This is a genomic window from Pseudomonas fjordensis, assembly GCF_976987115.1.
The window spans coordinates 6,878,352-6,903,498 of the sequence record NZ_OZ336860.1; the positions used below are offsets into that span (position 1 = coordinate 6,878,352).

24 protein-coding genes are annotated in these 25,147 nt (G+C 57.5%); 3 read left to right on the top strand and 21 right to left on the bottom strand.

Annotation, left to right across the window (positions count from 1 at the left end; translation table 11 throughout):
* Nucleotides 1-282: 282 nt before the first annotated feature.
* The 16 genes from glmS to mnmG form a co-directional block, all read right to left on the bottom strand.
* Complete coding sequence (gene glmS / locus ACWHXD_RS31630; RefSeq protein ID WP_032894388.1) at nucleotides 283-2,115, bottom strand: glutamine--fructose-6-phosphate transaminase (isomerizing); 1,833 nt, start codon at nucleotides 2,113-2,115, stop codon at nucleotides 283-285.
* Between the two features lie 10 nt (nucleotides 2,116-2,125).
* Entirely contained in the window at nucleotides 2,126-2,893 is a 768-nt protein-coding gene (locus ACWHXD_RS31635; RefSeq protein WP_003195822.1) for a DeoR/GlpR family DNA-binding transcription regulator, read from the bottom strand.
* A 229-nt stretch (nucleotides 2,894-3,122) separates the two neighbouring features.
* Complete coding sequence (glmU, locus tag ACWHXD_RS31640) at nucleotides 3,123-4,490, bottom strand: bifunctional UDP-N-acetylglucosamine diphosphorylase/glucosamine-1-phosphate N-acetyltransferase GlmU (RefSeq protein WP_060766925.1); 1,368 nt, start codon at nucleotides 4,488-4,490, stop codon at nucleotides 3,123-3,125.
* Between the two features lie 123 nt (nucleotides 4,491-4,613).
* The gene (locus ACWHXD_RS31645; protein ID WP_003195825.1) at nucleotides 4,614-5,030 is read right to left on the bottom strand and encodes a F0F1 ATP synthase subunit epsilon; all 417 of its coding nucleotides are present in this window, start codon (nucleotides 5,028-5,030) and stop codon (nucleotides 4,614-4,616) included.
* Nucleotides 5,031-5,074: 44 nt separating this feature from the next.
* Nucleotides 5,075-6,451 (bottom strand): F0F1 ATP synthase subunit beta, encoded by a 1,377-nt coding sequence (atpD, locus tag ACWHXD_RS31650; RefSeq protein WP_003195827.1) that lies wholly within the window; start codon nucleotides 6,449-6,451, stop codon nucleotides 5,075-5,077.
* 27 nt (nucleotides 6,452-6,478) lie between these two features.
* Nucleotides 6,479-7,339, bottom strand: coding sequence for a F0F1 ATP synthase subunit gamma (atpG, locus tag ACWHXD_RS31655; protein WP_003233565.1), 861 nt, complete (start codon nucleotides 7,337-7,339; stop codon nucleotides 6,479-6,481).
* 50 nt (nucleotides 7,340-7,389) lie between these two features.
* Entirely contained in the window at nucleotides 7,390-8,934 is a 1,545-nt protein-coding gene (gene atpA / locus ACWHXD_RS31660; RefSeq protein ID WP_003195831.1) for a F0F1 ATP synthase subunit alpha, read from the bottom strand.
* 21 nt (nucleotides 8,935-8,955) lie between these two features.
* A complete protein-coding gene (locus tag ACWHXD_RS31665; protein WP_003195833.1) occupies nucleotides 8,956-9,492 on the bottom strand; it encodes a F0F1 ATP synthase subunit delta in 537 nt (178 codons plus the stop codon).
* A 12-nt stretch (nucleotides 9,493-9,504) separates the two neighbouring features.
* Nucleotides 9,505-9,975, bottom strand: coding sequence for a F0F1 ATP synthase subunit B (locus ACWHXD_RS31670; RefSeq protein WP_003195835.1), 471 nt, complete (start codon nucleotides 9,973-9,975; stop codon nucleotides 9,505-9,507).
* Between the two features lie 56 nt (nucleotides 9,976-10,031).
* Nucleotides 10,032-10,289, bottom strand: coding sequence for a F0F1 ATP synthase subunit C (gene atpE, locus ACWHXD_RS31675; protein ID WP_002555987.1), 258 nt, complete (start codon nucleotides 10,287-10,289; stop codon nucleotides 10,032-10,034).
* 133 nt (nucleotides 10,290-10,422) lie between these two features.
* Entirely contained in the window at nucleotides 10,423-11,292 is an 870-nt protein-coding gene (atpB, locus tag ACWHXD_RS31680; RefSeq protein WP_003195886.1) for a F0F1 ATP synthase subunit A, read from the bottom strand.
* A gap of 16 nt (nucleotides 11,293-11,308) precedes the next feature.
* Entirely contained in the window at nucleotides 11,309-11,716 is a 408-nt protein-coding gene (locus ACWHXD_RS31685) for a F0F1 ATP synthase subunit I (protein ID WP_010565865.1), read from the bottom strand.
* A gap of 148 nt (nucleotides 11,717-11,864) precedes the next feature.
* A complete protein-coding gene (locus tag ACWHXD_RS31690; RefSeq protein ID WP_003195890.1) occupies nucleotides 11,865-12,737 on the bottom strand; it encodes a ParB/RepB/Spo0J family partition protein in 873 nt (290 codons plus the stop codon).
* A 9-nt stretch (nucleotides 12,738-12,746) separates the two neighbouring features.
* Nucleotides 12,747-13,544 carry a ParA family protein gene (locus ACWHXD_RS31695; RefSeq protein ID WP_003195891.1) on the bottom strand — a complete coding sequence of 266 codons (798 nt, stop codon included), beginning with the start codon at nucleotides 13,542-13,544 and terminating at the stop codon, nucleotides 12,747-12,749.
* Nucleotides 13,545-13,562: 18 nt separating this feature from the next.
* On the bottom strand, nucleotides 13,563-14,207 hold the full coding sequence (gene rsmG / locus ACWHXD_RS31700; protein ID WP_032894384.1) for a 16S rRNA (guanine(527)-N(7))-methyltransferase RsmG: 645 nt from the start codon (nucleotides 14,205-14,207) through the stop codon (nucleotides 13,563-13,565).
* Nucleotides 14,204-16,096, bottom strand: a complete 1,893-nt coding sequence (gene mnmG, locus ACWHXD_RS31705) for a tRNA uridine-5-carboxymethylaminomethyl(34) synthesis enzyme MnmG (RefSeq protein WP_138762530.1) — start codon at nucleotides 16,094-16,096, stop codon at nucleotides 14,204-14,206. Before mnmG ends, rsmG begins: the two co-directional genes overlap by 4 nt.
* 541 nt (nucleotides 16,097-16,637) lie before the next feature.
* Here mnmG and ACWHXD_RS31710 point away from each other — a divergent pair.
* The 3 genes from ACWHXD_RS31710 (at nucleotide 16,638) to ACWHXD_RS31720 (ending at nucleotide 20,615) form a co-directional block, all read left to right on the top strand.
* Nucleotides 16,638-17,144 (top strand): sigma-70 family RNA polymerase sigma factor, encoded by a 507-nt coding sequence (locus ACWHXD_RS31710; protein WP_138762529.1) that lies wholly within the window; start codon nucleotides 16,638-16,640, stop codon nucleotides 17,142-17,144.
* On the top strand, nucleotides 17,144-18,088 hold the full coding sequence (locus tag ACWHXD_RS31715; protein WP_138762528.1) for a FecR domain-containing protein: 945 nt from the start codon (nucleotides 17,144-17,146) through the stop codon (nucleotides 18,086-18,088). The genes ACWHXD_RS31710 and ACWHXD_RS31715 overlap by 1 nt, the downstream gene beginning before the upstream one ends.
* A 91-nt stretch (nucleotides 18,089-18,179) precedes the next feature.
* The gene (locus ACWHXD_RS31720) at nucleotides 18,180-20,615 is read left to right on the top strand and encodes a TonB-dependent siderophore receptor (protein WP_138762527.1); all 2,436 of its coding nucleotides are present in this window, start codon (nucleotides 18,180-18,182) and stop codon (nucleotides 20,613-20,615) included.
* Between the two features lie 18 nt (nucleotides 20,616-20,633).
* Here the strand turns inward: ACWHXD_RS31720 and mnmE are convergent, their stop codons facing one another.
* The 5 genes from mnmE to rpmH form a co-directional block, all read right to left on the bottom strand.
* Nucleotides 20,634-22,004 (bottom strand): tRNA uridine-5-carboxymethylaminomethyl(34) synthesis GTPase MnmE, encoded by a 1,371-nt coding sequence (gene mnmE, locus ACWHXD_RS31725; RefSeq protein ID WP_056790746.1) that lies wholly within the window; start codon nucleotides 22,002-22,004, stop codon nucleotides 20,634-20,636.
* Nucleotides 22,005-22,083: 79 nt separating this feature from the next.
* The gene (yidC, locus tag ACWHXD_RS31730) at nucleotides 22,084-23,766 is read right to left on the bottom strand and encodes a membrane protein insertase YidC (RefSeq protein ID WP_003195904.1); all 1,683 of its coding nucleotides are present in this window, start codon (nucleotides 23,764-23,766) and stop codon (nucleotides 22,084-22,086) included.
* 2 nt (nucleotides 23,767-23,768) lie between these two features.
* Entirely contained in the window at nucleotides 23,769-24,014 is a 246-nt protein-coding gene (gene yidD, locus ACWHXD_RS31735) for a membrane protein insertion efficiency factor YidD (RefSeq protein WP_019816912.1), read from the bottom strand.
* Nucleotides 24,007-24,414, bottom strand: coding sequence for a ribonuclease P protein component (gene rnpA, locus ACWHXD_RS31740; RefSeq protein ID WP_020302575.1), 408 nt, complete (start codon nucleotides 24,412-24,414; stop codon nucleotides 24,007-24,009). Before rnpA ends, yidD begins: the two co-directional genes overlap by 8 nt.
* Nucleotides 24,415-24,427: 13 nt before the next feature.
* Nucleotides 24,428-24,562 (bottom strand): 50S ribosomal protein L34, encoded by a 135-nt coding sequence (gene rpmH, locus ACWHXD_RS31745; protein ID WP_003213577.1) that lies wholly within the window; start codon nucleotides 24,560-24,562, stop codon nucleotides 24,428-24,430.
* Nucleotides 24,563-25,147 lie beyond the last annotated feature (585 nt).

A 25,147-nucleotide genomic window follows, 5' to 3' on the forward strand; every position in this document is an offset into this window, starting at 1 on the left:
CACGCCTCCTCAGTCGATGCGGACCGCTTCACCTCACGCCGAGAAAAAGTCGTAGAAGGACATGACCGCCGTAGCGGCCATATTTCAAAGCGTTTTCTAGACTACACCCGCGGAGAGTTGAAGCGATGAATCCAGACCAAAGGGAAAGCCTGGAAAGGAAAAACCCCCATAGATACGGGGGTTTGGGCCTTGTGTCAATCTATGTTCATGAGTGTCAAACTTTATTGTTTTGTGTCAATCTTTATTGTTCAAAACCACCCCTTTTGGGTACGTCAGTAAGGCTTACTCCACCGTCACCGACTTCGCCAGGTTACGCGGCTGGTCCACGTCGGTGCCCTTGAGCACGGCGACGTAGTACGACAGCAATTGCAGCGGGATGGTGTAGAGGATCGGCGACAGGGTGTCGTGGATGTGCGGCATGTTGATGACGTGGGTGCCTTCACCGTTGGTCATGCCAGCCTTTTCATCGGCGAAGACGATCAGTTGGCCGCCACGGGCGCGCACTTCCTGCAGGTTGGATTTGAGCTTCTCCAGCAGTTCGTTGTTCGGCGCCACGGTGACCACTGGCATGTCGTCATCCACCAGGGCCAACGGGCCGTGCTTCAGCTCACCGGCCGGGTAGGCTTCGGCGTGGATGTACGAAATTTCCTTGAGTTTCAGCGAGCCTTCCATCGCCACCGGGTATTGCGCGCCACGGCCGAGGAACAGGGTGTGGTTTTTGTCGGCGAACAGTTCGGCGACTTTTTCCACCGTGCTGTCCATGGCCAAGGCTTCGCCCAGGCGGGTCGGCAGGCGGCGCAGTTCTTCCACCAGGGTGGCTTCGACACCTTCGGCGAGGGTGCCGCGCACTTGGCCCAGGGACAGGGTCAGCAGCAACAGGCCCACCAGTTGGGTGGTGAAGGCTTTGGTGGAGGCTACGCCGATTTCACGACCGGCCTGGGTCAGCAGGGTCAGGTCGGATTCACGCACCAGGGAGCTGATGCTGACGTTGCAGATGGCCAGGCTGCCGAGGAAGCCCAGTTCCTTGGCATTGCGCAGGGCGGCCAGGGTGTCGGCGGTTTCGCCGGATTGGGAGATGGTCACGAACAGGGTGTCGGGTTGCACCACCACTTTGCGGTAGCGGAACTCGCTGGCGACTTCGACCTGGCACGGGATGCCGGCCAGTTCTTCCAACCAGTAACGCGCCACCATACCAGCGTGGTAGCTGGTGCCACAGGCGACGATCTGCACGTTGCGCACTTTGGCGAACAGTTCGGCGGCTTGCGGGCCGAAAGCGTTCACCAGCACCTGGTTCTGGCTCAGGCGACCTTCCAGGGTGCGCTGTACCACGGACGGCTGCTCGTGAATTTCCTTGAGCATGAAGTGGCGGAACTCGCCTTTGTCAGCGGCTTCGGCACCGTCGCGGTACTGTACGGCTTCGCGCTCGACGGACTGACCATTCACGTCCCAGATCTGCACGCTTTCACGGCGGATGTCGGCAATGTCGCCTTCTTCCAGGTACATGAAGCGGTCGGTCACCTGGCGCAGGGCCAGTTGGTCGGAGGCGAGGAAGTTCTCGCCCAGGCCCAGGCCGATCACCAGCGGGCTGCCGCTGCGGGCTGCCACGACGCGGTCAGGCTGGCTGGCGCTGATCACGGCCAAGCCGTAGGCACCGTGCAGCTCTTTGACCGTGGCCTTGAGGGCGGTGGTCAGGTCGCTGTGGTCCTTGAGCTTGTGGTTGAGCAGGTGGGCGATCACTTCGGTGTCGGTGTCCGAGGTGAAGACGTAGCCCAGGCCCTTGAGCTGTTCGCGCAGCACTTCGTGGTTTTCGATGATGCCGTTGTGCACCACCGCCAGGTCGCCGGAGAAGTGCGGGTGAGCGTTACGCTCGCACGGTGCACCGTGGGTGGCCCAACGGGTGTGGGCGATCCCTAAGCGCCCTACCAGCGGCTCACCGGCCAGGGCCTGGTCCAACTCGCTGACCTTGCCCGGGCGGCGCATGCGCTCCAGCTTGCCGGCGTTGGTGAAGACGGCCACACCGGCGCTGTCGTAGCCGCGGTATTCGAGGCGCTTGAGGCCTTCGATCAGGATGGCAGTAACGTTACGTTCGGCGACTGCGCCAACAATTCCACACATGGTGCTTCTCCTAGATGATTGCCGCGCATATCAGCGTAATGCCGCGGGCTTGGATCTGGTCGCGGGCCTCAAGCGGCAGGCGATCATCGGTAATAAGGGTATGGACGCTGCTCCAGGGCAGCTCCAGGTTGGGAATCTTGCGGCCGATCTTGTCGGATTCGACCATCACCACCACTTCACGGGCGACCTCGGCCATCACACGGCTCAAACCCAGCAGCTCGTTGAAGGTGGTGGTGCCGCGCTGCAGATCAATGCCATCGGCACCGATGAACAATTGATCAAAGTCGTAGGAACGCAGCACCTGCTCGGCGACCTGGCCCTGGAACGAGTCCGAATGCGGGTCCCAGGTGCCCCCGGTCATCAACAGCACCGGTTCATGTTCCAGTTCGCTCAAGGCGCGGGCTACGTTCAGGGAGTTGGTCATCACCACCAGGCCCGGTTGATGGCCCAGTTCGGGAATCATCGCGGCGGTGGTGCTGCCGCTGTCGATGATGATGCGCGCATGTTCACGCAAACGCTTCACCGCCGCACGAGCAATGGCGCGCTTGTAGGCCGAGATCGGCTGGGCAGCGTCGCCCACCAGCTCTTGGGGCATGGTGATTGCGCCGCCATAGCGACGCAGGAGCAGGCCGTTACTTTCGAGGGCGGCAAGGTCCTTGCGGATGGTCACTTCCGAAGTTTCGAAATGTTTGGCCAATTCGTCCACGCTGACTTCGCCCTGTTCGTTGAGCAAGGTCAGGATGTTGTGGCGTCGTTGGGGGGTGTTTCGTTTCGACATGGTAGTGATAAGTTTCGTTTCGAAAGATAACGAAGGCAATCAAAACCTATTGGCGAAAGATCGTCAAGCGGGGCATGCAATATTTTTAAGTCACCACAAATCAATTGTGGGAGCTGGCTTGCCTGCGATAGCGGTTTGTCAGGCGACATCCATGCTGAATGTCAGACAGCTATCGCAGGCAAGCCAGCTCCCACAGGAGTGCGCTCCAATCTATCGAATTGTGGATAACTCAGCTCTTTTTGATTTTGACCGGGCGTTTCCAGCCGTCGATGTTGCGTTGGCGAGCGCGGGCAACGGCCAGTTGGGACTTATCCACATCCTGATTGATGGTTGAGCCCGCGGCGGTGTTGGAACCATCGCCGATGGTCACCGGAGCAACCAGCGAGTTATTGGAGCCGATGAACACGTCTTCACCAATGGTGGTCTGGTACTTGTTGGCACCGTCATAGTTGCAGGTGATGGTGCCGGCACCGATGTTGGTGCGGGCGCCGATGACGGCATCGCCCAGGTAAGTCAGGTGGCCGACTTTGGCGCCTTCGCCGAGCTGAGCGTTCTTCAGTTCGACAAAGTTACCCACATGGGCCTTGGCCCCCAGCTCACTACCCGGACGCAAGCGCGCAAACGGCCCGGCATCGCTGCCCTCGCCCATCACGGCACCGTCGATATGGCTGTTGGCCTTGACCACCACGCCTTTGCGCAAGGTGCTGTCCTTGATCACGCAGTTCGGGCCGATCACCACACCGTCTTCAATGATCACGCGGCCTTCGAGGATCACATTGATATCGATCAGGATGTCGCGGCCCACCGTCACCTCGCCACGCACATCGAAACGTGCCGGGTCTCGCAGGGTCACGCCCTGGGCCATCAGGCGCAGGCCTTCGCGCAGTTGATAATGGCGCTCCAGCTCTGCCAGTTGCTTGCGGTCGTTGGCGCCCTGCACTTCCATCGGGTGGTGGGGCTGCTCGGTGGCGACCAACAGGCCATCGCTGACGGCCATCTCGATGACGTCGGTGAGGTAGTACTCACCCTGGGCGTTGTTGTTGGACAGGCGGCTCATCCAGTCGGCGAGCTTGTTGGCAGGCACCGCGAGAATGCCGGTGTTGCCTTCAGTAATCGCGCGCTGGGCTTCGCTGGCATCTTTGTGCTCGACGATCGCGGCGACCTTGCCATCGGCGTTGCGCACAATGCGGCCGTAGCCCGTAGGGTCATCCAGCTCAACGGTGAGCAGGCCCATCTGGCCAGGCACCACGTGCTTGAGCAGGCGTTGCAGGGTTTCAACTTCAATCAGCGGGACATCGCCGTAGAGGATCAACACGGTGTCTGCGGTGATGAAAGGCACAGCCTGCGCGGTCGCGTGGCCGGTGCCCAGTTGCTTGTCTTGCAATACGAAATTCAGATCATCCGCGGCGAGGCGCTCGCGTACCACGTCTGCACCGTGGCCGATCACCACATGAATACGCTGTGGGTCCAACTGCCGGGCGCTGTGGATAACATGACCCAGCATGGAATTGCCCGCAACCGGGTGCAGTACCTTGGGCAGGGCTGAACGCATGCGGGTGCCCTGGCCTGCGGCGAGAATGACGATTTCAAGAGACATGAATGGCTACCAATCCTGGGCGGTCCGGGTTCAGACCAAAGAAGTGTTTTGCAAAAAAAGAAAAAGGGTAGCCGAGGCTACCCTTTTTAATCAATCACGCATCAAGCAAAACGGCGTGGCCGCTTACTTCTTGCGGATCTGCTGGAGAGTACGCAGCTGGGCTGCGGCCTCGGCCAGACGGACTGCAGCAGCGCTGTAGTCGAAGTCTGCGCCTTTTTCGTTCAGCGCCTTCTCGGCAGCCTTGACGGCTTCCTGAGCGGAGGCTTCATCCAGGTCGCCAGCACGTTGCACGGTGTCGGCAAGTACCTTGACCATGTTCGGCTGAACCTCGAGGAAACCACCGGAGATGTAAAACACCTCACGTTCCCCGCCTTGCTTGGTCAGAGTGATCGGACCTGGCTTCAAGCTTGTGATCAGCGGGGCGTGCCCCATGGCGATACCAAGATCACCCAGGTCACCGTGCGCTGTTACAAACTCGACCAGACCGGAGAAAATTTCCCCTTCCGCGCTGACGATATCGCAATGGACTGTCATAGCCATCTGATTGCCTCAACCTGATGAGCGCCCGTTTCCGGGCGCCAGGATTACAGTTTCTTGGCTTTCTCGATCGCTTCTTCGATGCCGCCGACCATGTAGAACGCTTGTTCTGGCAGGTGGTCGTAGTCACCGTTGAGGATGCCTTTGAAGCCAGCAATGGTGTCTTTCAGGGAAACGTATTTACCCGAGGCACCGGTGAAGACTTCAGCCACGAAGAACGGCTGCGACAAGAAACGCTGGATCTTACGAGCACGGTTTACCAACTGCTTGTCGGCTTCCGACAGCTCGTCCATACCCAGGATCGCAATGATGTCCTTCAGTTCTTTGTAACGCTGCAGCACGTACTGAACGCCGCGAGCGGTGTCGTAGTGCTCCTGGCCGATCACGTTCGGGTCCAGCTGACGCGAAGTCGAGTCCAGTGGATCGACCGCTGGGTAGATACCCAGGGAAGCGATGTCACGGGACAGAACGACGGTGGCGTCCAAGTGGGCGAAGGTGGTGGCTGGCGACGGGTCGGTCAAGTCATCCGCAGGTACGTATACCGCTTGGATCGAGGTGATCGAACCTTCCTTGGTCGAAGTGATACGTTCTTGCAGAACGCCCATCTCTTCAGCCAGGGTCGGCTGGTAACCTACTGCCGAAGGCATACGGCCCAGCAGTGCGGATACTTCAGTACCGGCCAGGGTGTAACGGTAGATGTTGTCGACGAACAGCAGAACGTCGTTACCTTCGTCACGGAACTTCTCGGCCATGGTCAGGCCAGTCAGGGCTACGCGCAGACGGTTTCCCGGCGGCTCGTTCATCTGACCGTAAACCAGTGCCACTTTGTCCAGAACGTTGGAGTCCTTCATCTCGTGGTAGAAGTCGTTACCCTCACGAGTACGCTCACCCACACCTGCGAACACGGAATAACCGCTGTGCTCGATGGCGATGTTACGGATCAGTTCCATCATGTTTACGGTCTTGCCTACACCGGCACCACCGAACAGACCGACTTTACCGCCTTTGGCGAACGGGCAAACCAGGTCGATAACCTTGATGCCGGTTTCCAGCAGGTCGTTGCCGCCCGCTTGTTCTGCGAACGAAGGTGCTGCGCGGTGAATGCCCCAGCGCTCTTCGGTGGCAATCGGACCAGCTTCGTCGATCGGGTTGCCCAGTACGTCCATGATCCGGCCCAGGGTCGCTTTACCGACCGGTACGGAGATGGCAGCGCCAGTGTCGACAACGTCCAGACCGCGCTTCAAGCCTTCGGTGGAACCCATCGCAATGGTACGAACTACGCCGTCGCCCAGCTGCTGCTGAACTTCCAGGGTAGTTTCCGCGCCTTGTACTTTCAGCGCGTTGTAGATGCTCGGTACGCTGTCGCGTGGAAATTCCACGTCGATAACGGCGCCGATGATTTGAACGATACGTCCGCTACTCATAGCTGGATCCTCTGAATATTTGAACCGTTAAACCGCGGCAGCGCCGCCGACGATTTCCGAGATCTCTTGGGTGATCGCAGCCTGACGCGCCTTGTTGTAGATCAGCTGCAAATCGCTGATCAGATCACCGGCGTTATCGGTAGCGTTTTTCATCGCGATCATCCGCGCCGCTTGTTCAGCTGCGTTGTTCTCGACCACCGCCTGGTACACCTGCGACTCCACGTAGCGCACCATCAAGCCGTCAAGCAGCTCTTTGGCGTCTGGTTCGTAGAGGTAGTCCCAGTGGTGCTTGAGTTCCTGATCCGGGGTCGCCACCAGTGGAATCAATTGCTCCACGGTTGGCTGCTGGGTCATGGTGTTGATGAACTTGTTGGATACCACGGAGAGGCGGTCAATACGGCCTTCCAGGTACGCATCCAGCATCACCTTCACACTGCCGATCAAGTCATTGATCGACGGCTCTTCACCCAAGTGGCTGATAGCTGCAACGACGTTACCGCCGAAGTTGCGGAAAAAGGCCGCACCCTTGCTACCAACAACACACAGATCAATCTCGACGCCGTTTTCGCGGTTTACCGCCATGTCCTTGACCAGGGCCTTGAACAGGTTGGTATTCAGACCACCGCACAAACCACGGTCACTGCTCACTACCACATAACCCACACGCTTTACTGCGCGGTCGATCATGAACGGGTGGCGGTATTCCGGGTTGGCGTTGGCCAGATGCCCAATTACCTGGCGGATACGCTCCGCATAAGGACGGCTAGCAGCCATGCGCATTTGTGCCTTGCGCATTTTGCTGACCGCCACTTTTTCCATGGCGCTGGTAATTTTTTGCGTGCTTTTGATGCTCGCAATCTTACTGCGAATCTCTTTTGCGCCTGCCATGTAACACCTATCAGGTTAGCAAGCGGGAGCCTTGCGGCTCCCGCTGCGGCTTACCAGGTTTGGGTGGCCTTGAACTTCTCGATACCGGCTTTCATGCCAGCGTCGATATCGTCATTGAAGTCACCCTTCACGTTGATCTTCGCCATCAATTCGGCGTGATCGCGGTTGAAGTAAGCAATCAGCGCTTGTTCAAAGCTGCCGACCTTGGCGATTTCAACGTCGGTCAGGAACCCACGCTCAGCGGCATACAGCGACAACGCCATGTCAGCGATCGACATTGGGGCGTATTGCTTCTGCTTCATCAGCTCGGTAACGCGCTGACCATGCTCAAGTTGCTTACGGGTCGCTTCGTCCAGGTCAGAAGCGAACTGGGCGAATGCCGCCAGTTCACGGTACTGAGCCAGAGCGGTACGGATACCACCGGAGAGCTTCTTGATGATCTTGGTCTGAGCGGCACCACCCACACGGGATACCGAAACACCGGCGTTCACTGCAGGACGGATCCCGGAGTTGAACATCGCCGATTCCAAGAAGATCTGACCGTCGGTGATGGAAATCACGTTGGTCGGAACGAACGCGGAAACGTCGCCAGCCTGGGTTTCGATGATCGGCAGTGCGGTCAGGGAACCGGTTTTGCCGGTCACTGCGCCGTTGGTGAACTTCTCTACGTACTCTTCCGAAACGCGGGATGCGCGCTCCAGCAGACGGGAGTGGAGATAGAACACGTCGCCTGGGTAAGCTTCACGGCCTGGTGGACGGCGCAGCAGCAGGGAAATCTGGCGGTAAGCCACTGCTTGCTTGGACAGATCGTCATAAACGATCAGCGCGTCTTCACCGCGGTCGCGGAAGAATTCACCCATGGTGCAACCGGAGTACGGTGCCAGGAATTGCAGCGCAGGAGATTCCGAAGCACTGGCAGCCACGATGATCGTGTTGGCCAGGGCGCCGTTTTCTTCCAGCTTGCGAACCACGTTGGCGATGGTCGATTGCTTCTGACCGATGGCTACGTAGACGCAGAAAATGCCGCTGTCTTTCTGGTTGATGATCGCGTCGATCGCCAGAGCGGTCTTACCGATCTGACGGTCACCGATGATCAGCTCACGCTGGCCACGGCCGACTGGGATCATGGCATCGACAGCTTTGTAGCCAGTCTGTACAGGCTGGTCTACCGACTTACGCCAGATCACGCCTGGAGCAACTTTCTCGACCGCGTCGGTCTCGGTGTTGCCCAGTGGACCTTTACCGTCAACAGGGTTACCCAGTGCGTCGACAACGCGACCCAGCAGTTCCTTACCAACCGGAACTTCCAGGATGCGGCCTGTGCACTTGGCGCTCATGCCTTCAGCCAGACTGGTGTACGCGCCCAATACAACGGCACCTACGGAGTCTTGCTCCAGGTTGAGGGCCATACCGTAGACGCCGCCCGGAAACTCGATCATCTCGCCGTACATGACGTCGGCCAGACCGTGAATCCGCACGATGCCGTCAGATACGCTGACGACAGTGCCTTCGTTACGGGCTTGGGAGGTCACATCGAGCTTGTCGATGCGGCCCTTGATAATTTCACTTATTTCGGAAGGATTGAGTTGCTGCATTGCTCTGCTGCCCCTTCAAACTCAAGATTTCAATGCTTCGGCAAGTTTCGCGATTTTGCCGCGAATCGAGCCATCGATAACCAGGTCGCCGGCACGGATAACAACACCACCAATAAGCGATGCGTCCTCCGAAGCTTGCAGGCGCACTTCCCGATTGAGTCGTGCACTGAGAACCTTGGCGAGTTTGTCTTGCTGTTCTTGGTTCAATGCGAAAGCACTGGTCACTTCAACGTCTACCGATTTCTCTGCTTCGGCCTTGTACAGGTCGAACAGAGCGGCGATCTCCGGCAATAGCGGGAGACGGTCGTTTTCGGCAATGACGTGGATGAAGTTCTGCACCTTCACATCAAACTTGTCGCCGCACACTTCAATAAAAGTGGCGGCCTTGTCTGCGCTCGTCAGGCGCGGGGCCTTGAGCACGCGCTGCATGGTGTCGTCTTGCGACACTGCTGCAGCCAGGCCGAGCATGGCTGACCAAGAGGCCAGCTGCTGGTGGGCCTGGGCGTGCTCGAAGGCTGCCTTAGCGTAAGGTCGGGCCAACGTGGTCAGTTCTGCCATGATCGCCCTCGCTTAAATTTCAGCAGCCAGTTTGTTAACCAGCTCCGCGTGCGCGTTTTGATCGATTGTGGCACCGAGGATCTTCTCAGCACCGCCAACGGCCAGAGCACCCAGTTGGGCACGCAGCGCGTCTTTGACACCGTTCAGTTCCTGTTCGATCTCGGCATGAGCCGAAGCCTTCACACGGTCAGCTTCGACGCGGGCTTTTTCAACAGCCTCTTCGACGATCTGGTTACCGCGTTTCTTGGCTTGCTCAATGATCTCGGCTGCCTGTGCTTTAGCTTCGCGCAGTTGCTGACCCACTTTCTCGTGGGCCAACTCCAGGTCGCGAGCTGCACGGCTGGCAGCGTCCAAACCATCCGCGATCTTCTTCTGACGTTCGTGCAAAGCCGCGATGACCGGAGGCCACACGAACTTCATGCAAAACACTACAAAAATGAAGAACGCAACGGATTGGCCAATCAGGGTTGCATTAATGTTCACGCCAACACCTCGCTCATTCGTTGTCCATCACCCCAATCACTCGAAAAGTCGAGTGATTAGCCAGCGAGTTGACCAACGAAGGGGTTCGCGAAGGTGAAGAACAGTGCGATACCAACGCCGATCATGGTCACGGCGTCGAGCAGGCCGGCGACGATGAACATTTTAACTTGCAGCATTGGGACCATTTCTGGCTGACGCGCTGCGCCTTCCAGGAATTTGCCGCCCAGCAGGCCGAAACCAATGGCAGTACCCAGGGCGCCCAGGCCGATCAACAGTGCAACAGCGATAGCGGTTAGACCAACTACAGTTTCCATCTTTCCTCCCGACTTTTACGTCGTATGGTTTAGGTTTTTTAGATTTTAAAGCGGTAAAACAAATCGTTTCATAGCCCTGTTGGGCCACCTTCCCGTTTGACCGGGAAGGACATCAGACTAGTCGAGACTGGTCTTAATGGTTCTCTTCGTGCGCCATCGACAGGTAGACGATGGTCAGCATCATGAAGATGAAGGCCTGCAGGGTAATGATCAGGATGTGGAACACAGCCCACGCCCACTGCAGAACTACGCCCAGGCCGCTAAGCCAGAGCAGGCCGCTGCCGAACATCACAGCGATCAGAATGAACACCAGCTCGCCGGCATACATGTTGCCGAACAGTCGCAGAGCCAAGGAAATCGGCTTGGCGATCAGGGTGACGAATTCCAGCAGGAAGTTCACCGGGATCAGCAGGGCTTGAACGAAGATGTTCTTGCTGCCGAACGGGTGCAGGGTCAGTTCGCCGATGAAGCCGCCGATGCCCTTGACCTTGATGCTGTAGAAAATGATCAGCGCGAATACCGACAGAGCCATGCCCAGTGTGGCGTTCGGGTCAGTGGTGGATACGGCGCGGAATGGAATGTGTGGGTCGCCGGAGATCGCCATGGCCAACTGAGGAATCCAGTCCACCGGAATCAAGTCGACGGCGTTCATCAGGAACACCCAGACGAAGATGGTCAGTGCCAGCGGTGCAATCACCGGGCTACGGCCATGGAAGCTGTCTTTCACGCTGCCATCGACGAATTCGACCAATACTTCAACGAAGTTCTGCAAAGCACCTGGCTGACCGGAAGTCGCCTTCTTTGCCGCCATGCGGAAAATCAGAACGAAGATCAGGCCCAATGCGACCGACCAACCCAGAGTGTCCAGGTGGAAAGCCCAGAAACCCATTTCTTTGGCTTCTGCTGCGGTGTGGGCAAAGCCCCAGCCGCCATTAGGAAGCTGACCGAAGGTCAGGTTCTGCAAGTGGTGCTGGATATAGCCCGAAGCGGTTGTTTCTGCCATGGTTGCCTCAAACGCCCTAAGGTTTCGAAAGTCTTGTTTTCATTAGCAGGGGAGCGAACCAGCTGACCAGTTGGGTCAACACGAAGACGCCGAATACAGCCAGCGGCGCCAATGGCTTCACACCTGCAAAGGTCAGTGCAAACAGCACTGCCGTCAAAATCAGTTTCCCCGCCTCGCCGGCATAAAAAGACCGGACGATAGCCTGGGCTGCTCGGGCGCCGGAAAACCGAAAGGCCCTGTGAGCAAAATACATATTGGGCAGCAAGGCTATCAGGCCTCCGCAGAGTCCTGAATACCCGGCTACGACTCCATGCCAATACCAAAGCGCCAATGCGGCGATCAGCAAAATGACAAATTGAGCCAGTAGAACCGGAAAAACAGCCAAGCGATGGAACGGCAACGTGTTTGGCGTGCGGGTTTCCATCACTCTTGCTCCTCAATGGTCGGCTGCCGGAAATCAATAACTTGGCATAATTTGTGCCGACAAAATGCGCGCAGAGTATAGGGGCGGTTCAGCCCCTATTCAACTGTCGGGTAGTGATTTCCGATCACGCGCTACATAAGCAAATGTTTCAGCGGATGTGGGCAAGGACGCCTTGAAGCTCGTCAAGGGAGTTATATCCGATGACCAATTGCCCTTTGCCCTTCTTGCCGTGACGAATTTGCACCGCAGAGCCCAGGCGCTCGGCCAGGCGCTGCTCGAGTCGGGCGATATCCGGATCAGGTTTGGCGGTTTCGACCGGTGCAGGTTTGCCGCTGAGCCACTGGCGCACCAGCGCTTCGGTCTGACGTACGGTCAGGCCTCGTGCGACAACGTGTCGCGCCCCTTCAACCTGTTGATTTTCGGGTAAACCGAGCAACGCACGGGCATGGCCCATTTCCAGGTCGCCGTGGGACAACATGGTCTTGATCACTTCCGGCAGCGCGATCAAACGCAACAAGTTGGACACGGTGACGCGGGACTTGCCCACTGCCTCGGCCACTTGCTGCTGGGTGAGCTGGAATTCCTGCTGCAAACGCTGCAACGCAATCGCTTCTTCGATCGGGTTGAGGTCTTCACGCTGGATATTCTCGATCAACGCCATGGCGATCGCGGTTTCATCCGGCACATCGCGCACCATGGCCGGGATGGTTTCCTTGCCGGCCTGCTGGCTGGCACGCCAGCGGCGCTCACCGGCGATGATCTCAAAGCGGCCACCGCCAATGGGGCGCACCACGATGGGCTGCATCACGCCCTGGGCCTTGATCGAGTTGGACAGTTCTTCCAGGGCCTGGGGGTCCATGTCCCGACGTGGCTGGTATTTGCCGCGCTGGATCAAGTCCAGCGGCAAGTGCTGCAGCTCGCGCTCGTCGGCCTGCACCGCTTGTTCTTCAAGCGATGTGACGGTCGGACCACTCAACAGTGCATCCAGTCCACGTCCGAGACCTCGTTTCTTGACGGCCATGGGGGTTCCTTAAGTTGGCTGGGCTGCAGCGGTACGTGAATTGCGGCGTTGACGGCGAACCATCTCGCCGGCCAATGCCAGGTAGGCAATGGCACCACGCGAGGATTTGTCGTACGCCAGCGCGGGCATGCCGTAGCTTGGCGCTTCGGCCAGGCGGATGTTGCGTGGAATCACGGTGTCGTACAGCTGGTCACCGAAGTGTTCCTTGAGCTGCGCCGACACATCGTTCATCAGGCTCAGGCGCGGGTCGAACATGGTCCGCAACAAGCCTTCGATCTGCAGTTTCGGGTTGAGCAACTCGGCAATGCGCTTGATGTTATCCACAAGGTCGCTCAGGCCTTCCAACGCGTAGTACTCGCACTGCATGGGGATAATCACCCCATCGGCGGCTACCAGGGCGTTAAGCGTGAGCATCGACAGCGACGGTGGGCAGTCGATCAAGATGTAATCGTAGTTGTCGCGAATGGGCGCCAGGGCGCTGCGCAGACGGCTTTCTTTCATCTGCATTTCCAGCAGCACCACTTCCGCTGCGGTCAGATCTCGGTTGGCCGGCAGCAGTTGGTAACCGCCGTGCTCGGAATAGTGCATGGCCTGGGCCAGGTCGCATTCGCCAATCAGCAAATCGTAGACCGAGTTTTCCAGGCCGTGTTTATCCACACCGCTCCCCATGGTGGCGTTACCCTGTGGATCGAGATCGATCAGCAGCACCCGACGCTTGGTCGCGACCAGGGATGCTGCGAGGTTGATACAGGTGGTGGTTTTACCCACGCCACCTTTCTGGTTCGCTATCGCGAATACCTTAGCCATTCTTGCTTGTGTTCCCAATCATGCCGTGCGGCGCAGTATCAGCAGATGGCGTTGGCCTTGGCAACCAGGTACGGCCAAGGCGTGTTCGCTATCGAGGTGGAAGTCTGCCGGCAATGCTAACAGCTCGTCGCTTGGATGAACGCCCTTCATTGCCAGCCAGCGGGTGTCACGGTCGCCCAGGTGGCGCGTCCAGTTGCTGAAGTTCTCCATGCTGCTGAATGCCCGGGACACGATCCCGTTGAACGGCAGTTCAGGCGTGAACGCTTCGACACGACTGTGGATAACTTGCAGGTTATCCAGCTTGAGTTCGAGTTTGACCTGGGTCAGGAAGCGGGTTTTCTTGCCGTTGCTGTCCAGGCAGGTCACGTGGGCCTGCGGAAACAGGATCGCCAACGGAATGCCAGGCATGCCGCCGCCACTGCCGACGTCGAGCCAGCGGCCGTTTTCGATAAACGGCATCACGCTGAGGCTGTCGAGCAAATGCCGCGACACCATCTCGTCGGGGTCACGCACGGCGGTCAGGTTGTAAGCCTTGTTCCATTTGATCAATAAGGCCAGATAGCCCAGCAGTAACTCATGCTGGGCTTCGGTCAGGGCCACGCCCAACTGGCGCGCTCCTGTGGATAACTCTTCGGCGTGTTGCGAGGTGACCAACGAACTCAAGCGCTTTGCTCCAACTGACGGCCCGCGCCGCGTTTTTTCAAATGAATCATCAACAGCGAGATGGCTGCCGGCGTGACGCCAGGGATACGTGAAGCCTGCCCGAGGGTTTCCGGCCGAGTTATCCCCAGCTTGCTTTGGATTTCTTTCGACAAACCGGAAATCCCGGTGTAGTCGATATCCACAGGCAGCTTGGTGTCTTCACTGGCGCGCAGCCGGGCGATCTCGTCCTGCTGGCGATCAATGTAGCCTGCGTATTTGGTCTTGATTTCAACCTGTTCGGCAACCTGTGGGTCTTCTGCGCCCTGGCCAGTCACTTCGACCAAACCAGCGTAGTCGATTTCCGGACGGGAAAGCAGGTTGAGCAAGTTGTACTCATGGGTCAGCGGCGTGCCGAATTTTTCTGCAATGGCGTCGCCCTGCTCCGTGCCCGGGCGAACCCAGGTACTTTTCAGACGCTGTTCTTCGAGCGCAATGCTTTCGCGTTTTTTGCATAAGGCCGCCCAACGGGCGTCATCAACCAGGCCCAGCTCGCGACCTTTTTCGGTCAAGCGCAGATCGGCGTTGTCTTCGCGCAGGATCAGACGGTATTCCGCCCGAGAAGTGAACATCCGGTACGGTTCCTGGGTACCCAGGGTAATCAGGTCATCGACCAATACGCCGATGTAGGCTTCATCGCGTCGCGGGCACCAGCTGTCTTTGCCCTGTGCACGCAACGCTGCGTTGGTCCCGGCCAGCAAACCTTGGGCACCGGCTTCTTCATAACCGGTGGTGCCGTTGATTTGGCCGGCGAAGAACAGCCCGCCAATCACTTTGGTTTCCAGGCTGTATTTCAGGTCGCGCGGGTCGAAGTAGTCGTACTCGATGGCGTAGCCCGGACGCACGATGTGCGCGTTTTCCATACCGCGAATCGACTGCACGATCTGGATTTGCACGTCGAACGGCAGCGAAGTCGAAATTCCGTTCGGATACAGCTCGTGGGTGGTCAACCCTTCCGGCTCGATAAAGACCTGGTGGCTTTCCTTGTCGGCAAAGCGGTGGATCTTGTCTTCGATCGACGGGCAATAACGCGGGCCAATGCCTTCGATCACCCCGGAATACATCGGCGAACGATCAAGGTTCGCAGCAATGATTTCGTGAGTACGCGCATTGGTGTGGGTTATCCAGCAACTGACCTGTTTTGGATGCTGTTCCTTGGAGCCCATGAACGACATGACCGGAATCGGCGTATCGCCGGCTTGTTCGGTCATCATCGAAAAATCCACAGAACGCCCGTCAATACGTGGCGGGGTTCCGGTTTTCAGGCGACCGACACGCAGTGGCAATTCCCGCAGGCGTTTTGCCAGAGCAATCGACGGCGGGTCACCAGCGCGACCACCGGAATAGTTTTGCATGCCGATGTGGATAAGCCCACCCAGGAAAGTGCCGGTGGTCAGTACGACGGATTCTGCGAAGAAACGCAGGCCCATTTGAGTGACGACACCGCGTACCTGGTCCTGTTCGACGATCAGGTCATCGGCTGCCTGCTGAAATATCCACAGGTTAGGCTGGTTTTCCAGGGTTTCACGTACCGCAGCCTTGTACAGAATACGGTCGGCCTGGGCACGGGTTGCCCGCACGGCCGGGCCTTTGCGGCTGTTGAGCACACGAAACTGAATGCCACCTTTGTCGGTGGCCATGGCCATCACGCCGCCAAGGGCATCGATTTCCTTGACCAGATGGCTTTTGCCAATCCCGCCAATCGCGGGGTTGCAACTCATGGCACCGAGGGTTTCCACGTTATGCGTCAACAACAGGGTTTTTACGCCCATGCGTGCTGACGCCAGTGCTGCCTCGGTACCGGCATGACCGCCGCCGATGACGATCACTTCAAAACGGGAAGGGAAATCCACCACGCACCTCGTGCCTGCTTATGTAGGTAATCAGGAATTGTTTGTTGAAAGGGTTTTAGAGCTTTGCGGGCAAGTATAGGGACTTAGCCCTTCCTAAAGAACCCTTTGCACAAAATTTAACCAGCTGTGGATGAATCACAGACAATAGAAATTAAAAGAGAGAAATTTATTAAATCTTTGTTTTTATGTTTATTTATACTGAGCCAGTTTTCTGTGGATAGATCTCTACAGCCCTTTATTTTCAATGTGTACAGCGATTCAAAACACTGTGATCATCTGCCAATGAGGCCCTTGGATAAGTGCTTTAAGCCTGTGGATTAAACGAGTGGTTATCCACAGACGGGTTTTTACTCAGGTTTCAGGCCTTGTTATCAACTGGGCTCAGGAGCGGTTATTCACAGGGCTTAATCCACAGAAACGCCAGATTTCGTCCACGACAATGCTAGGAATTAATCCTGGGTAGGACAAAAAGAGATCTATTGTGGGAAAACACTGGGCCAGTTAATAATAGCGATTATCATTAACCTACCTTGTCGCGCCTATGCCTCCCTCTTCACATACCGCAGCGGTCCAGCACATCTATGAGCAACATCATTCGTGGCTGCGCGGGTGGCTCAAGGGGAAATTGCATAACGCCAGCGATGCAGCCGATGTGGCCCACGATACGTTCGTGCGCATGCTCGGTGGACGTCACGCAGCGCAGATCCGTGAACCAAGGGACTATCTGGCGACCATCGCAAGAGGCCTGGTGATCGACCGCTATCGCCGGCATGCCGTCGAACAGGCCTACAGGCAGGCCCTGGCAGAGCGTCCTGAAGCCACGGCTATCAGTGAGGAAGACAAGGCAATCATCATCGAAACCCTGGTGGCTGTGGATAAAGCGCTGTCTGGGCTGGGTGAGCGGGCACGGCGAATTTTCATGCTGGCACAGATTGAAGGGCTGACTTATCAACAGATCGCCGATCAACTGCAGGTATCGCTGACCACCGTGAAGAAACACATGATCCGCGCCCTCACCGAGTGCTCCCTGCTCATGGCCAGCCGGTAATGGCCAGCCCCGACCGCAAGACATTCGAGGCCGCTGCCAGTTGGTATGTGCAATTCCAGTCGCAACCACCGACGCCCGAACAACATCAAGCCTGGCAGCAGTGGCTTAATCGTGACCCGTCCCATCAGGCGGCCTGGAACCAGATGGAGCAGTTGCAGCGCAGCCTCGGTGCCCTGCCCCCTGACCTCACGCGCCGCGCGTTATCCACCACGCAACAGCGGCGCCAGGTACTCAAGTGGATGCTGGTGCTCGGCGGCAGTGGCTATCTGGGTTGGAACGTTCAGCAACATACGTCGCTGCGTAACGTATGGGCTGATTACCGGACGTCGGTGGGCCAGAGGCAACGCATCGAGCTGGCGGATGGCACGCAGATCAATCTCAATACTCATACCGCTATCGATGTGGCATTTGACGGGCGCCAACGTTTGATTCGTTTACGCGAGGGTGAAGTACTTATCCACACCGGCAAACGGGGTGGGCACTTACCGTTTTATGTAGAGACTCGCCAAGGCCGGGTCCAGGCGCTGGGCACTCGGTTTACTGTGCGCCAACTGCCGGACGCCACGCGGGTTGGCGTCTTGGAAGAGCGGGTTGAAGTGTCCCCAGGCGACCAACCCGAACGTCACCGAATCCTTGGTGCGGGTGAGAGCGCAGAGTTTGATCGGTACGATGTGCGCCCTACCCAGGGGTATGGCGGTGTACAGACAGCCTGGCTCGATGGGCAACTGATCGTGCTCGATGCTCGGCTGGGAGACGTTATCGATGAGTTGGCGCGCTATCGGCCGGGCGTCTTGCACTGCGACCAAGCGTCTGCGGGCCTGCGTGTTTCCGGTACCTTCCGTCTGGACTCAACCGATGCCGTCCTCGCTAACCTGCAAGCGAGCCTGCCGATTCAAGTGAAATACTTTACGCGCTATTGGGTGTCGGTCACCCGAATAGGCTGACCGAAAAAATAATCCACAGAGGGGTTATCTTTTTTTGACCTGGCGCGGCCCTACAGGTAATCACGACGCTACCTTCAGGGCTTACTCACCTATGCGCCTTCCCACCCCGCTCCGCAAACGGCTTTCCTGCCATGGTATGACCTACGGTCTGCAGCTCATCACCGCGACGACCGGTGTGTTGTTATCCACCGCCGTCATGGCCGCCAACGCAACGCAACACTTTGCAATTGCCGCTGGGCCTCTGGACAAGGCCTTGAGCCAGTTTGCCGCCAGGGCCAATGTGATTCTGTCCTTCTCCCCCCAGCAAACCGCGCGTTTGAATTCGCCAGGGCTGCAAGGTGATTACTCGGTGGACCAGGGCTTTGCGCTGCTGCTGCAGAACTCGGGCCTGCAGGCGGTCGCACAGGCTCCCGGCAGCTATGTATTACAGGCGGCACCTGCTGGCCAACTGACTTTGGCACCTACCACCGTGAGCGCTTATCAACAGGGCGGTTTCAATCAAGAGATCGGCGGGGATGTAGGCTACAAGGCTCAGAACAGCCGCATCGGCACCAAGACCAGCACACCGCTGTCCGAGACTCCGCGTTCGGTGTCCGTTGTCACTGGCCAGCGTATCAAGGATCAGAAATCCCAGACCCTGACAGAAGTGTTGGGCTACGTACCGGGGATCTTCGCCCCACCGTTCGCGGCCGGCGACGGCTTGGCAGGCGATCTGTTTTTCATTCGCGGTTTCAACGCCACCGATTACGGCTACGGCCTGCTGCGAGATGGCCTGCGAGTTCAAGGCAATCGATACGACACCACCAGCGAACCCTACGGCCTGGAACGGGTCGAGATTTTCCGCGGCCCATCTTCCTTGCTCTATGGCGAAAACGCACCCGGCGGCCTGGTTAACCTGGTGAGTAAACACCCGACTGCAACCCCGCAGGGCGAGGTGCAGGTGAGTTATGGTTCGAACAATCGACGCCAGTTGGGTGTGGATATCTCGGGCCCGCTCAACAACAGTGACAATATCCTGGGCCGAGTGGTGATGCTGGGGCGTAAATCCGACACACAGACCGATCACGTCCCGGACGATCGTCTGTATATCGCGCCATCCCTGACCCTGAACTTCGACGACTACAACACCCTGACGCTGCTGGCCAACTACCAGAAAGACCATACCAACCTGGAACTCGGCCTACCCGCAGCCGGCACTCTGCTTACAAATCCCAACGGCAAGCTGTCCAAACACACCCTGCTGGGCAACCCGGACTGGAACACCTTTGAACGCGAAGCGTGGAGCACCGGCTATGAGTTCAGCCACAGCTTCAATGACGATTGGCAGTTCCGTCAGAACTCGCGCTATATGCAGTCGCGTATCAACCGGCATGAAACCTGGCCAGGCACACTCAATAACGGCGGCTTCGGCACCCGGCTGAACATGAACGCCTACGACCGCTACAACAAATCGATGGTCTATTCCCTGGATAACCAGCTCGAAGGCAAGTTCCAGGTGGGCGGCCTCGAAAACACGGTGCTATTGGGAGCCAGCTATGACCGAACCTCGTTCAATCAAGACTGGGATGCGGGTTTCGCCGGCACCATCGATGTGTATAACCCGGTGTACCTGCGTGACCCGCTCACTCCACTGGCGGTGCAAAACACCTTGCTTGAACAGCAGATGAAAGGCGTTTATGCGCAGGTCCAGAGCCAATACGACCATTGGCTCTTTCTGCTCGGCGGCCGCCAGGACTGGGTCGACAGCGACTACCGCGACAAGGTCCAGCCATCAAGCAATATCAACTCACAGGATCGTAAATTCACCTACCAGGGCGGGGTGATGTACCAGTTCGACAACGGCCTTACGCCGTATGTCAGCTATTCCACCGCATTTGTCCCCGTGCAGCAGATCTCCAATGCCGGCTCGCCGTTGAAACCGATCACCAGCAGCCAATACGAAGTGGGCGTTAAGTACGAACCGATCGGCTGGGATACGGCGATGACCGTGTCGGTGTATGACCTGCGCAAGCAGGACGATACCTACCTGGATGCCACCACCAACAGCTATCGCCAAGTCGGTGAAAGTCGTGCCAAGGGCGTGGAAGTCGAGGTCAACAGCAACATCAGCGCCAACTTCAACGTGACGGCGGCCTATACCTACACCGACGCCCGGATAACCAAGGATTCGGCCACCTCGCTGGTGGAAGGCCGTCAAATGACGGGCGTGCCGCGTAATCAGGCTTCGGTGTGGGGTAAATATCGCTTCCTGGATGGCCAACTCAAGGGTTTCTCCCTGGGCGGCGGTGTACGTTATTTCGACAGTACCTTTGCCTACACGGCGCCGACGCTCTACGGCAAGCTGGATGCAGGAAGCGTCACCTTGGTGGATGCGGCACTGGGTTATCAGATCAACCCACACTGGTCGGTGGACCTGAACGCCAAGAACCTGTTCGACAAGGAATATGTATCTGGTTGCAACGATGCAGGGCGTTGCTATTGGGGCGACAGCCGTACCTTGCTCGGTACGGTGTCCTATAACTGGTAGTCGTTGTGGATAACTTGACTATTTGCCGATGCAGAAGCTGGAGAAAATCCGCCCCAGCAAGTCATCCGAACTGAAAGCCCCGGTGATTTCACCCAACAGCTGCTGCGCTTGGCGCAGATCTTCAGCCAGCAGCTCCCCAGCCCCCGCCAAGGTCAGTTGGGCCCGCCCGTGCTCCAAGGCCGCGCTGGCATGACGCAGCGCTTCCAGGTGCCTGCGGCGCGCACTGAAGCTGCTTTCCGAGGTCTGTTCGTAGCCCATGCAGGCTTTAAGGTGTTCGCGCAGCAACTCCAGACCGTCACCGGCTGATTTCGCGCTCAAGCTGATGGTAACGTGGCCATCTTCACTGGTTTCCAGGGCGATGGCTTCCCCCGTAAGGTCGGCCTTGTTACGGATCAAGGTGACTTTGGCTGGGTCTGGCCGTTGTTCAAGGAATTCGGGCCACAAGGCAAAAGGATCCACAGCTTCCGGCGCAGTGGCATCCACCACCAGCAACACACGATCGGCTTCGCTGATCGCCTTGAGCGCACGTTCCACGCCGATCTTTTCCACCTGGTCGTCGGTATCGCGCAGACCAGCGGTGTCCACCACGTGCAGCGGCATACCGTCGATGTGGATATGTTCACGCAAGATATCCCGGGTAGTGCCGGCGATCTCGGTGACGATGGCTGCTTCGCGCCCTGCCAGGGCATTGAGCAGGCTGGACTTGCCGGCATTGGGCCGGCCGGCAATCACCACCGTCATACCATCGCGTAGCAAGGCGCCCTGCCCGGCCTCGCGCAGCACTGTGGATAACTCGTCGCGGACTTTATCCAACATCGCCAATACGTGGCCATCGGCCAGGAAGTCGATTTCTTCTTCCGGAAAATCAATGGCGGCTTCGACGTAGATGCGCAGACTGATCAACTGCTCGGTCAAGTTATGCACACGCAGGGAAAAAGCCCCCTGCAATGAACGCAATGCGTTACGTGCAGCCTGTGCAGAACTGGCTTCGATCAAATCGGCGATGGCTTCGGCCTGGGCCAGGTCGAGCTTATCGTTCAAGAATGCGCGTTCGCTGAATTCCCCTGGTCTGGCCAGGCGGCAACCCAATTGCAAGCAGCGCTGCAGCAGCATGTCCAACACCACAGGACCACCGTGCCCTTGTAACTCAAGGACATCTTCACCGGTGAACGAGTTTGGCCCAGGAAAATAGATGGCCAGACCCTCGTCCAATACGCTTTGGTCGGCATCCAGGAACTGGCCGTAATGGGCATAACGGGGTTTCAGCTCCCGGCCGCTGATAGCCTTGGCTGCCACGCCCGCCAACGGCCCGGAAATTCGAACGATACCGACGCCGCCTCGACCTTGAGCGGTGGCGACAGCAGCGATGGTTTCACGAGGAGCGCTCATCAGCAGGTTCCAGAACAAAAGTGACGGAAAGCAAAACGCCCCACTAGGGGGCGTCTTGAGTGGCTATCCACAGAGTAAATTACGCCTCGGCTTTTTGGGTAGCCGCTTCGATTTTACGTGTGATGTACCACTGTTGAGAGATCGACAACACGTTGTTGACCACCCAGTACAGTACCAAGCCAGCAGGGAACCACAGGAAGAAGAAGGTGAAGATGATTGGCATCATTTTCATTACCTTGGCCTGCATCGGATCCGGCGGGGTTGGGTTCAGACGCTGCTGGATGAACATGGTCGCGCCCATGATGATCGGCAGGATAAAGAACGGGTCTTTGATCGACAGGTCAGTTATCCACAGCATGAACGGCGCCTGGCGCATTTCTACGCTTTCCAGGAGTACCCAGTACAGCGACAGGAACACCGGCATCTGTACCAGAATCGGCAAGCATCCACCCAGCGGGTTGATCTTCTCTTTCTTGTACAGCTCCATCATGGCCTGCGACATTTTTTGCCGGTCATCACCATGTTGTTCTTTCAGCGCGGCCAGTTTCGGGGCCACGGCACGCATACGCGCCATCGATTTGTAGCTGGCTGCCGACAGAGGGAAGAAAAGCCCTTTGATCAGCATGGTCAGGAAGATGATCGACCAGCCCCAGTTACCGACGATGCTGTGGATATGTTGCAACAGCCAGAAGATCGGCTGGGCAATGAACCACAGGAAGCCGTAATCCACAGTCAGTTCCAGACCTGGGGACAACTCTTTCAGTACGGCCTGGCTTTTAGGGCCGGCGTACAGGGTAGCGCTGGTTTCAGCCTTGGCACCTGGAGCGACGGTCAACGCCGGGCCAGTGAAGCCAATGATGTAGTTGCCCTGGCTGTCCTTGCGGGTTTGAACCAGGTTCGCGTCACCCTTGTTCGGGATCCAGGCGGTCACGAAATAGTGCTGCAGCCACGCTACCCAGCCACCTTGGACGGTCTCTTTCAGCGTGCCCTTGTCGATATCTTTCATCGACACTTTTTTGTACGGCTCGTTACTTGTCCACAGGGCGGCGCCCAGGTAAGTCGCGGTGCCGGTGGCGGTGCTGGAAGACGGATCGGAGCTGGCGTCACGCTTGAGCTGGGCAAACAGGTTGCCACTCCAGGCTTTGTCGCTGGTGTTGTCGATCAGGTAAGTGACCTTCAAATCGTACAAACCGCGGGTAAAGCTGAAACGCTTGATGTAGTTGACGCCGTCGAGGCTGAATTTCAGGTCGACGTTCAACTGGTTCTGGCCGTCTGCCAGTTGATAAGTCTTCTGTTCGGTCGAATAAACCGGACGACCGGTAGCACGGGCATCCGGACCATTGGTGCCGGTCAGGCCGCTTTGCGCCAGATAAGTACGTTCACCGCCGTTATCGAACAGTTGGAACGGCACATCCGGATGGTCTTGGCGACGTGGATAAAGCGGCAGCTTCAGCTGTGCGATATCACCACCCTGTGGGTCGATAGCCAGGTCGAGCACATCCGTTTTTACGTGGATGAGGTCTTTGTTGGTGACCACTGGCGTTTCTAACGGGGCACTTGTCTCGCCATTCGCGCTGGGAACATCGGCACTCGCGGACGCATTGTTACCCAGCGGGGTGTCCGGAATAGCCGGCGCAGCCTGATTGGTAGCAACATTCTGAGTCGGCAGGGCAGCCTGACCGTAGTCCTGGTTCCATTTAAGGACCATGACATAGGACACGATTGCCAGGGCGACGATCAGGATTGTGCGTTTAATATCCATGATTACTCGGCCATCGAAGAAGAACGGGAGGTAGGGATAGGTGGAACCGGGTCATAACCACCGGGATTCCACGGATGACAGCGACCTAAACGACGAAAGGTCAGCCAGCCACCGCGCAGAAGACCATGATTTTCTATGGCCTCTAACGCGTAGCAGGAACAACTGGGGTAGAAACGACAGTGGCTGGCCATCAGAGGACTAATGGCATAGCGATAAAACTGGATCGGAACGATTGCCAGTTTACGCATCAAGGCTGTCTACCCCTACAGTTTCGGTGCTGACTGCTGGTGCTGGCTTGTGGGTACGCGCCAAACGTTTCCAGAGCTTGCCGAAATGCTGAATCAATTCGGGGTTTTCTACATCACCCAAGCCTTTGCGCGCGACGATAACAATATCCCAACCAACCAGAGTGTCCTGGTGGAGGCGAAACGATTCGCGCATCAGACGCTTGAGGCGATTGCGCTCAACGGAGAGCTTTACGCTCTTCTTGCCGATCACCAACCCGAGACGGGGGTGATCAAGATCGTTGTTACGCGCAAGGAGCAGGAGATTTTTCCCCGGAACCTTGCCGGTGGGGGAGTCAAAGACTGCCTTGAAATGCCGGGGGGTTAGCAGACGCTTTTCCCGACTGAAGTCCTGACTCACCACCAGTACCGGATTATCAAACTGCCAGACGCGCACGACCTTTGGCGCGGCGACGCGACAGGACAGCACGGCCGTTCTTGGTAGCCATGCGAGCACGGAAGCCGTGAGTACGGGCGCGTTTGATGGTGCTTGGTTGGAAAGTACGTTTCATGGCGTTGTTACCTGGTTCGTCCACAACGGGCCGGAATGGCCCCCGTTTTAAGAGACCGGCGATTCTAGAGAAAGCAAGCCTCTAGGTCAATTTCCAACCAGCTTTTCCTTTAATTAGATGTCGACGGGGTCCTGACGCCCTTCTCTCCGTTTGGCTTCCATCCGACATGCCATAGATATAAAAATAAAGAAGGAAGTTATTTAAAGCTTTTCTGTAAAGCTTATAAAAGCTAGAGGCGTGATCATCTGTGGATAACTACCTTCAGCCCTTGTTTTACGTGTTGTACAGAGAATGACAACACGGGGGAGAAGCGGTGCTCTGCCTGTGCTGCGCTATCGGATAAGCTGTGTGTGGAACAGGCAGTTATCCACAAGCCGGTTACCCACAGACTTTCGACCCCACTTGTACAACGAGCTTAGGTGGGTTTATCCACAGAGCTTATGCACAGACCACTGGTCGCATTTTTTGCGGTTAAGGCATTGATTTTGGGTGGCCTGTGAGCAACCTACATGTGGATAAGTGGACGGCTGGCCGCTACAATGGCGGCTGTTTTTGCCTCACCGGCTTTCAACTTAGGGGATATCC

What these genes read in the sequence shown, in the direction of transcription:
- ACWHXD_RS31635 (WP_003195822.1), bottom strand. Translation starts at nt 2,893, where the DNA reads ATGTCGAAACGAAACACCCCCCAACGACGCCACAACATCCTGACCTTG.
- ACWHXD_RS31685 (WP_010565865.1), bottom strand. Translation starts at nt 11,716, where the DNA reads ATGGAAACCCGCACGCCAAACACGTTGCCGTTCCATCGCTTGGCTGTT.
- atpA (WP_003195831.1), bottom strand. Translation starts at nt 8,934, where the DNA reads ATGCAGCAACTCAATCCTTCCGAAATAAGTGAAATTATCAAGGGCCGC.
- ACWHXD_RS31710 (WP_138762529.1), top strand. Translation starts at nt 16,638, where the DNA reads ATGCCTCCCTCTTCACATACCGCAGCGGTCCAGCACATCTATGAGCAA.
- ACWHXD_RS31665 (WP_003195833.1), bottom strand. Translation starts at nt 9,492, where the DNA reads ATGGCAGAACTGACCACGTTGGCCCGACCTTACGCTAAGGCAGCCTTC.
- yidC (WP_003195904.1), bottom strand. Translation starts at nt 23,766, where the DNA reads ATGGATATTAAACGCACAATCCTGATCGTCGCCCTGGCAATCGTGTCC.
- mnmE (WP_056790746.1), bottom strand. Translation starts at nt 22,004, where the DNA reads ATGAGCGCTCCTCGTGAAACCATCGCTGCTGTCGCCACCGCTCAAGGT.
- ACWHXD_RS31695 (WP_003195891.1), bottom strand. Translation starts at nt 13,544, where the DNA reads ATGGCTAAGGTATTCGCGATAGCGAACCAGAAAGGTGGCGTGGGTAAA.
- rpmH (WP_003213577.1), bottom strand. Translation starts at nt 24,562, where the DNA reads ATGAAACGTACTTTCCAACCAAGCACCATCAAACGCGCCCGTACTCAC.
- yidD (WP_019816912.1), bottom strand. Translation starts at nt 24,014, where the DNA reads ATGCGTAAACTGGCAATCGTTCCGATCCAGTTTTATCGCTATGCCATT.
- ACWHXD_RS31645 (WP_003195825.1), bottom strand. Translation starts at nt 5,030, where the DNA reads ATGGCTATGACAGTCCATTGCGATATCGTCAGCGCGGAAGGGGAAATT.
- atpB (WP_003195886.1), bottom strand. Translation starts at nt 11,292, where the DNA reads ATGGCAGAAACAACCGCTTCGGGCTATATCCAGCACCACTTGCAGAAC.
- glmS (WP_032894388.1), bottom strand. Translation starts at nt 2,115, where the DNA reads ATGTGTGGAATTGTTGGCGCAGTCGCCGAACGTAACGTTACTGCCATC.
- glmU (WP_060766925.1), bottom strand. Translation starts at nt 4,490, where the DNA reads ATGTCTCTTGAAATCGTCATTCTCGCCGCAGGCCAGGGCACCCGCATG.
- ACWHXD_RS31720 (WP_138762527.1), top strand. Translation starts at nt 18,180, where the DNA reads ATGCGCCTTCCCACCCCGCTCCGCAAACGGCTTTCCTGCCATGGTATG.
- atpE (WP_002555987.1), bottom strand. Translation starts at nt 10,289, where the DNA reads ATGGAAACTGTAGTTGGTCTAACCGCTATCGCTGTTGCACTGTTGATC.
- ACWHXD_RS31715 (WP_138762528.1), top strand. Translation starts at nt 17,144, where the DNA reads ATGGCCAGCCCCGACCGCAAGACATTCGAGGCCGCTGCCAGTTGGTAT.
- atpG (WP_003233565.1), bottom strand. Translation starts at nt 7,339, where the DNA reads ATGGCAGGCGCAAAAGAGATTCGCAGTAAGATTGCGAGCATCAAAAGC.
- atpD (WP_003195827.1), bottom strand. Translation starts at nt 6,451, where the DNA reads ATGAGTAGCGGACGTATCGTTCAAATCATCGGCGCCGTTATCGACGTG.
- ACWHXD_RS31690 (WP_003195890.1), bottom strand. Translation starts at nt 12,737, where the DNA reads ATGGCCGTCAAGAAACGAGGTCTCGGACGTGGACTGGATGCACTGTTG.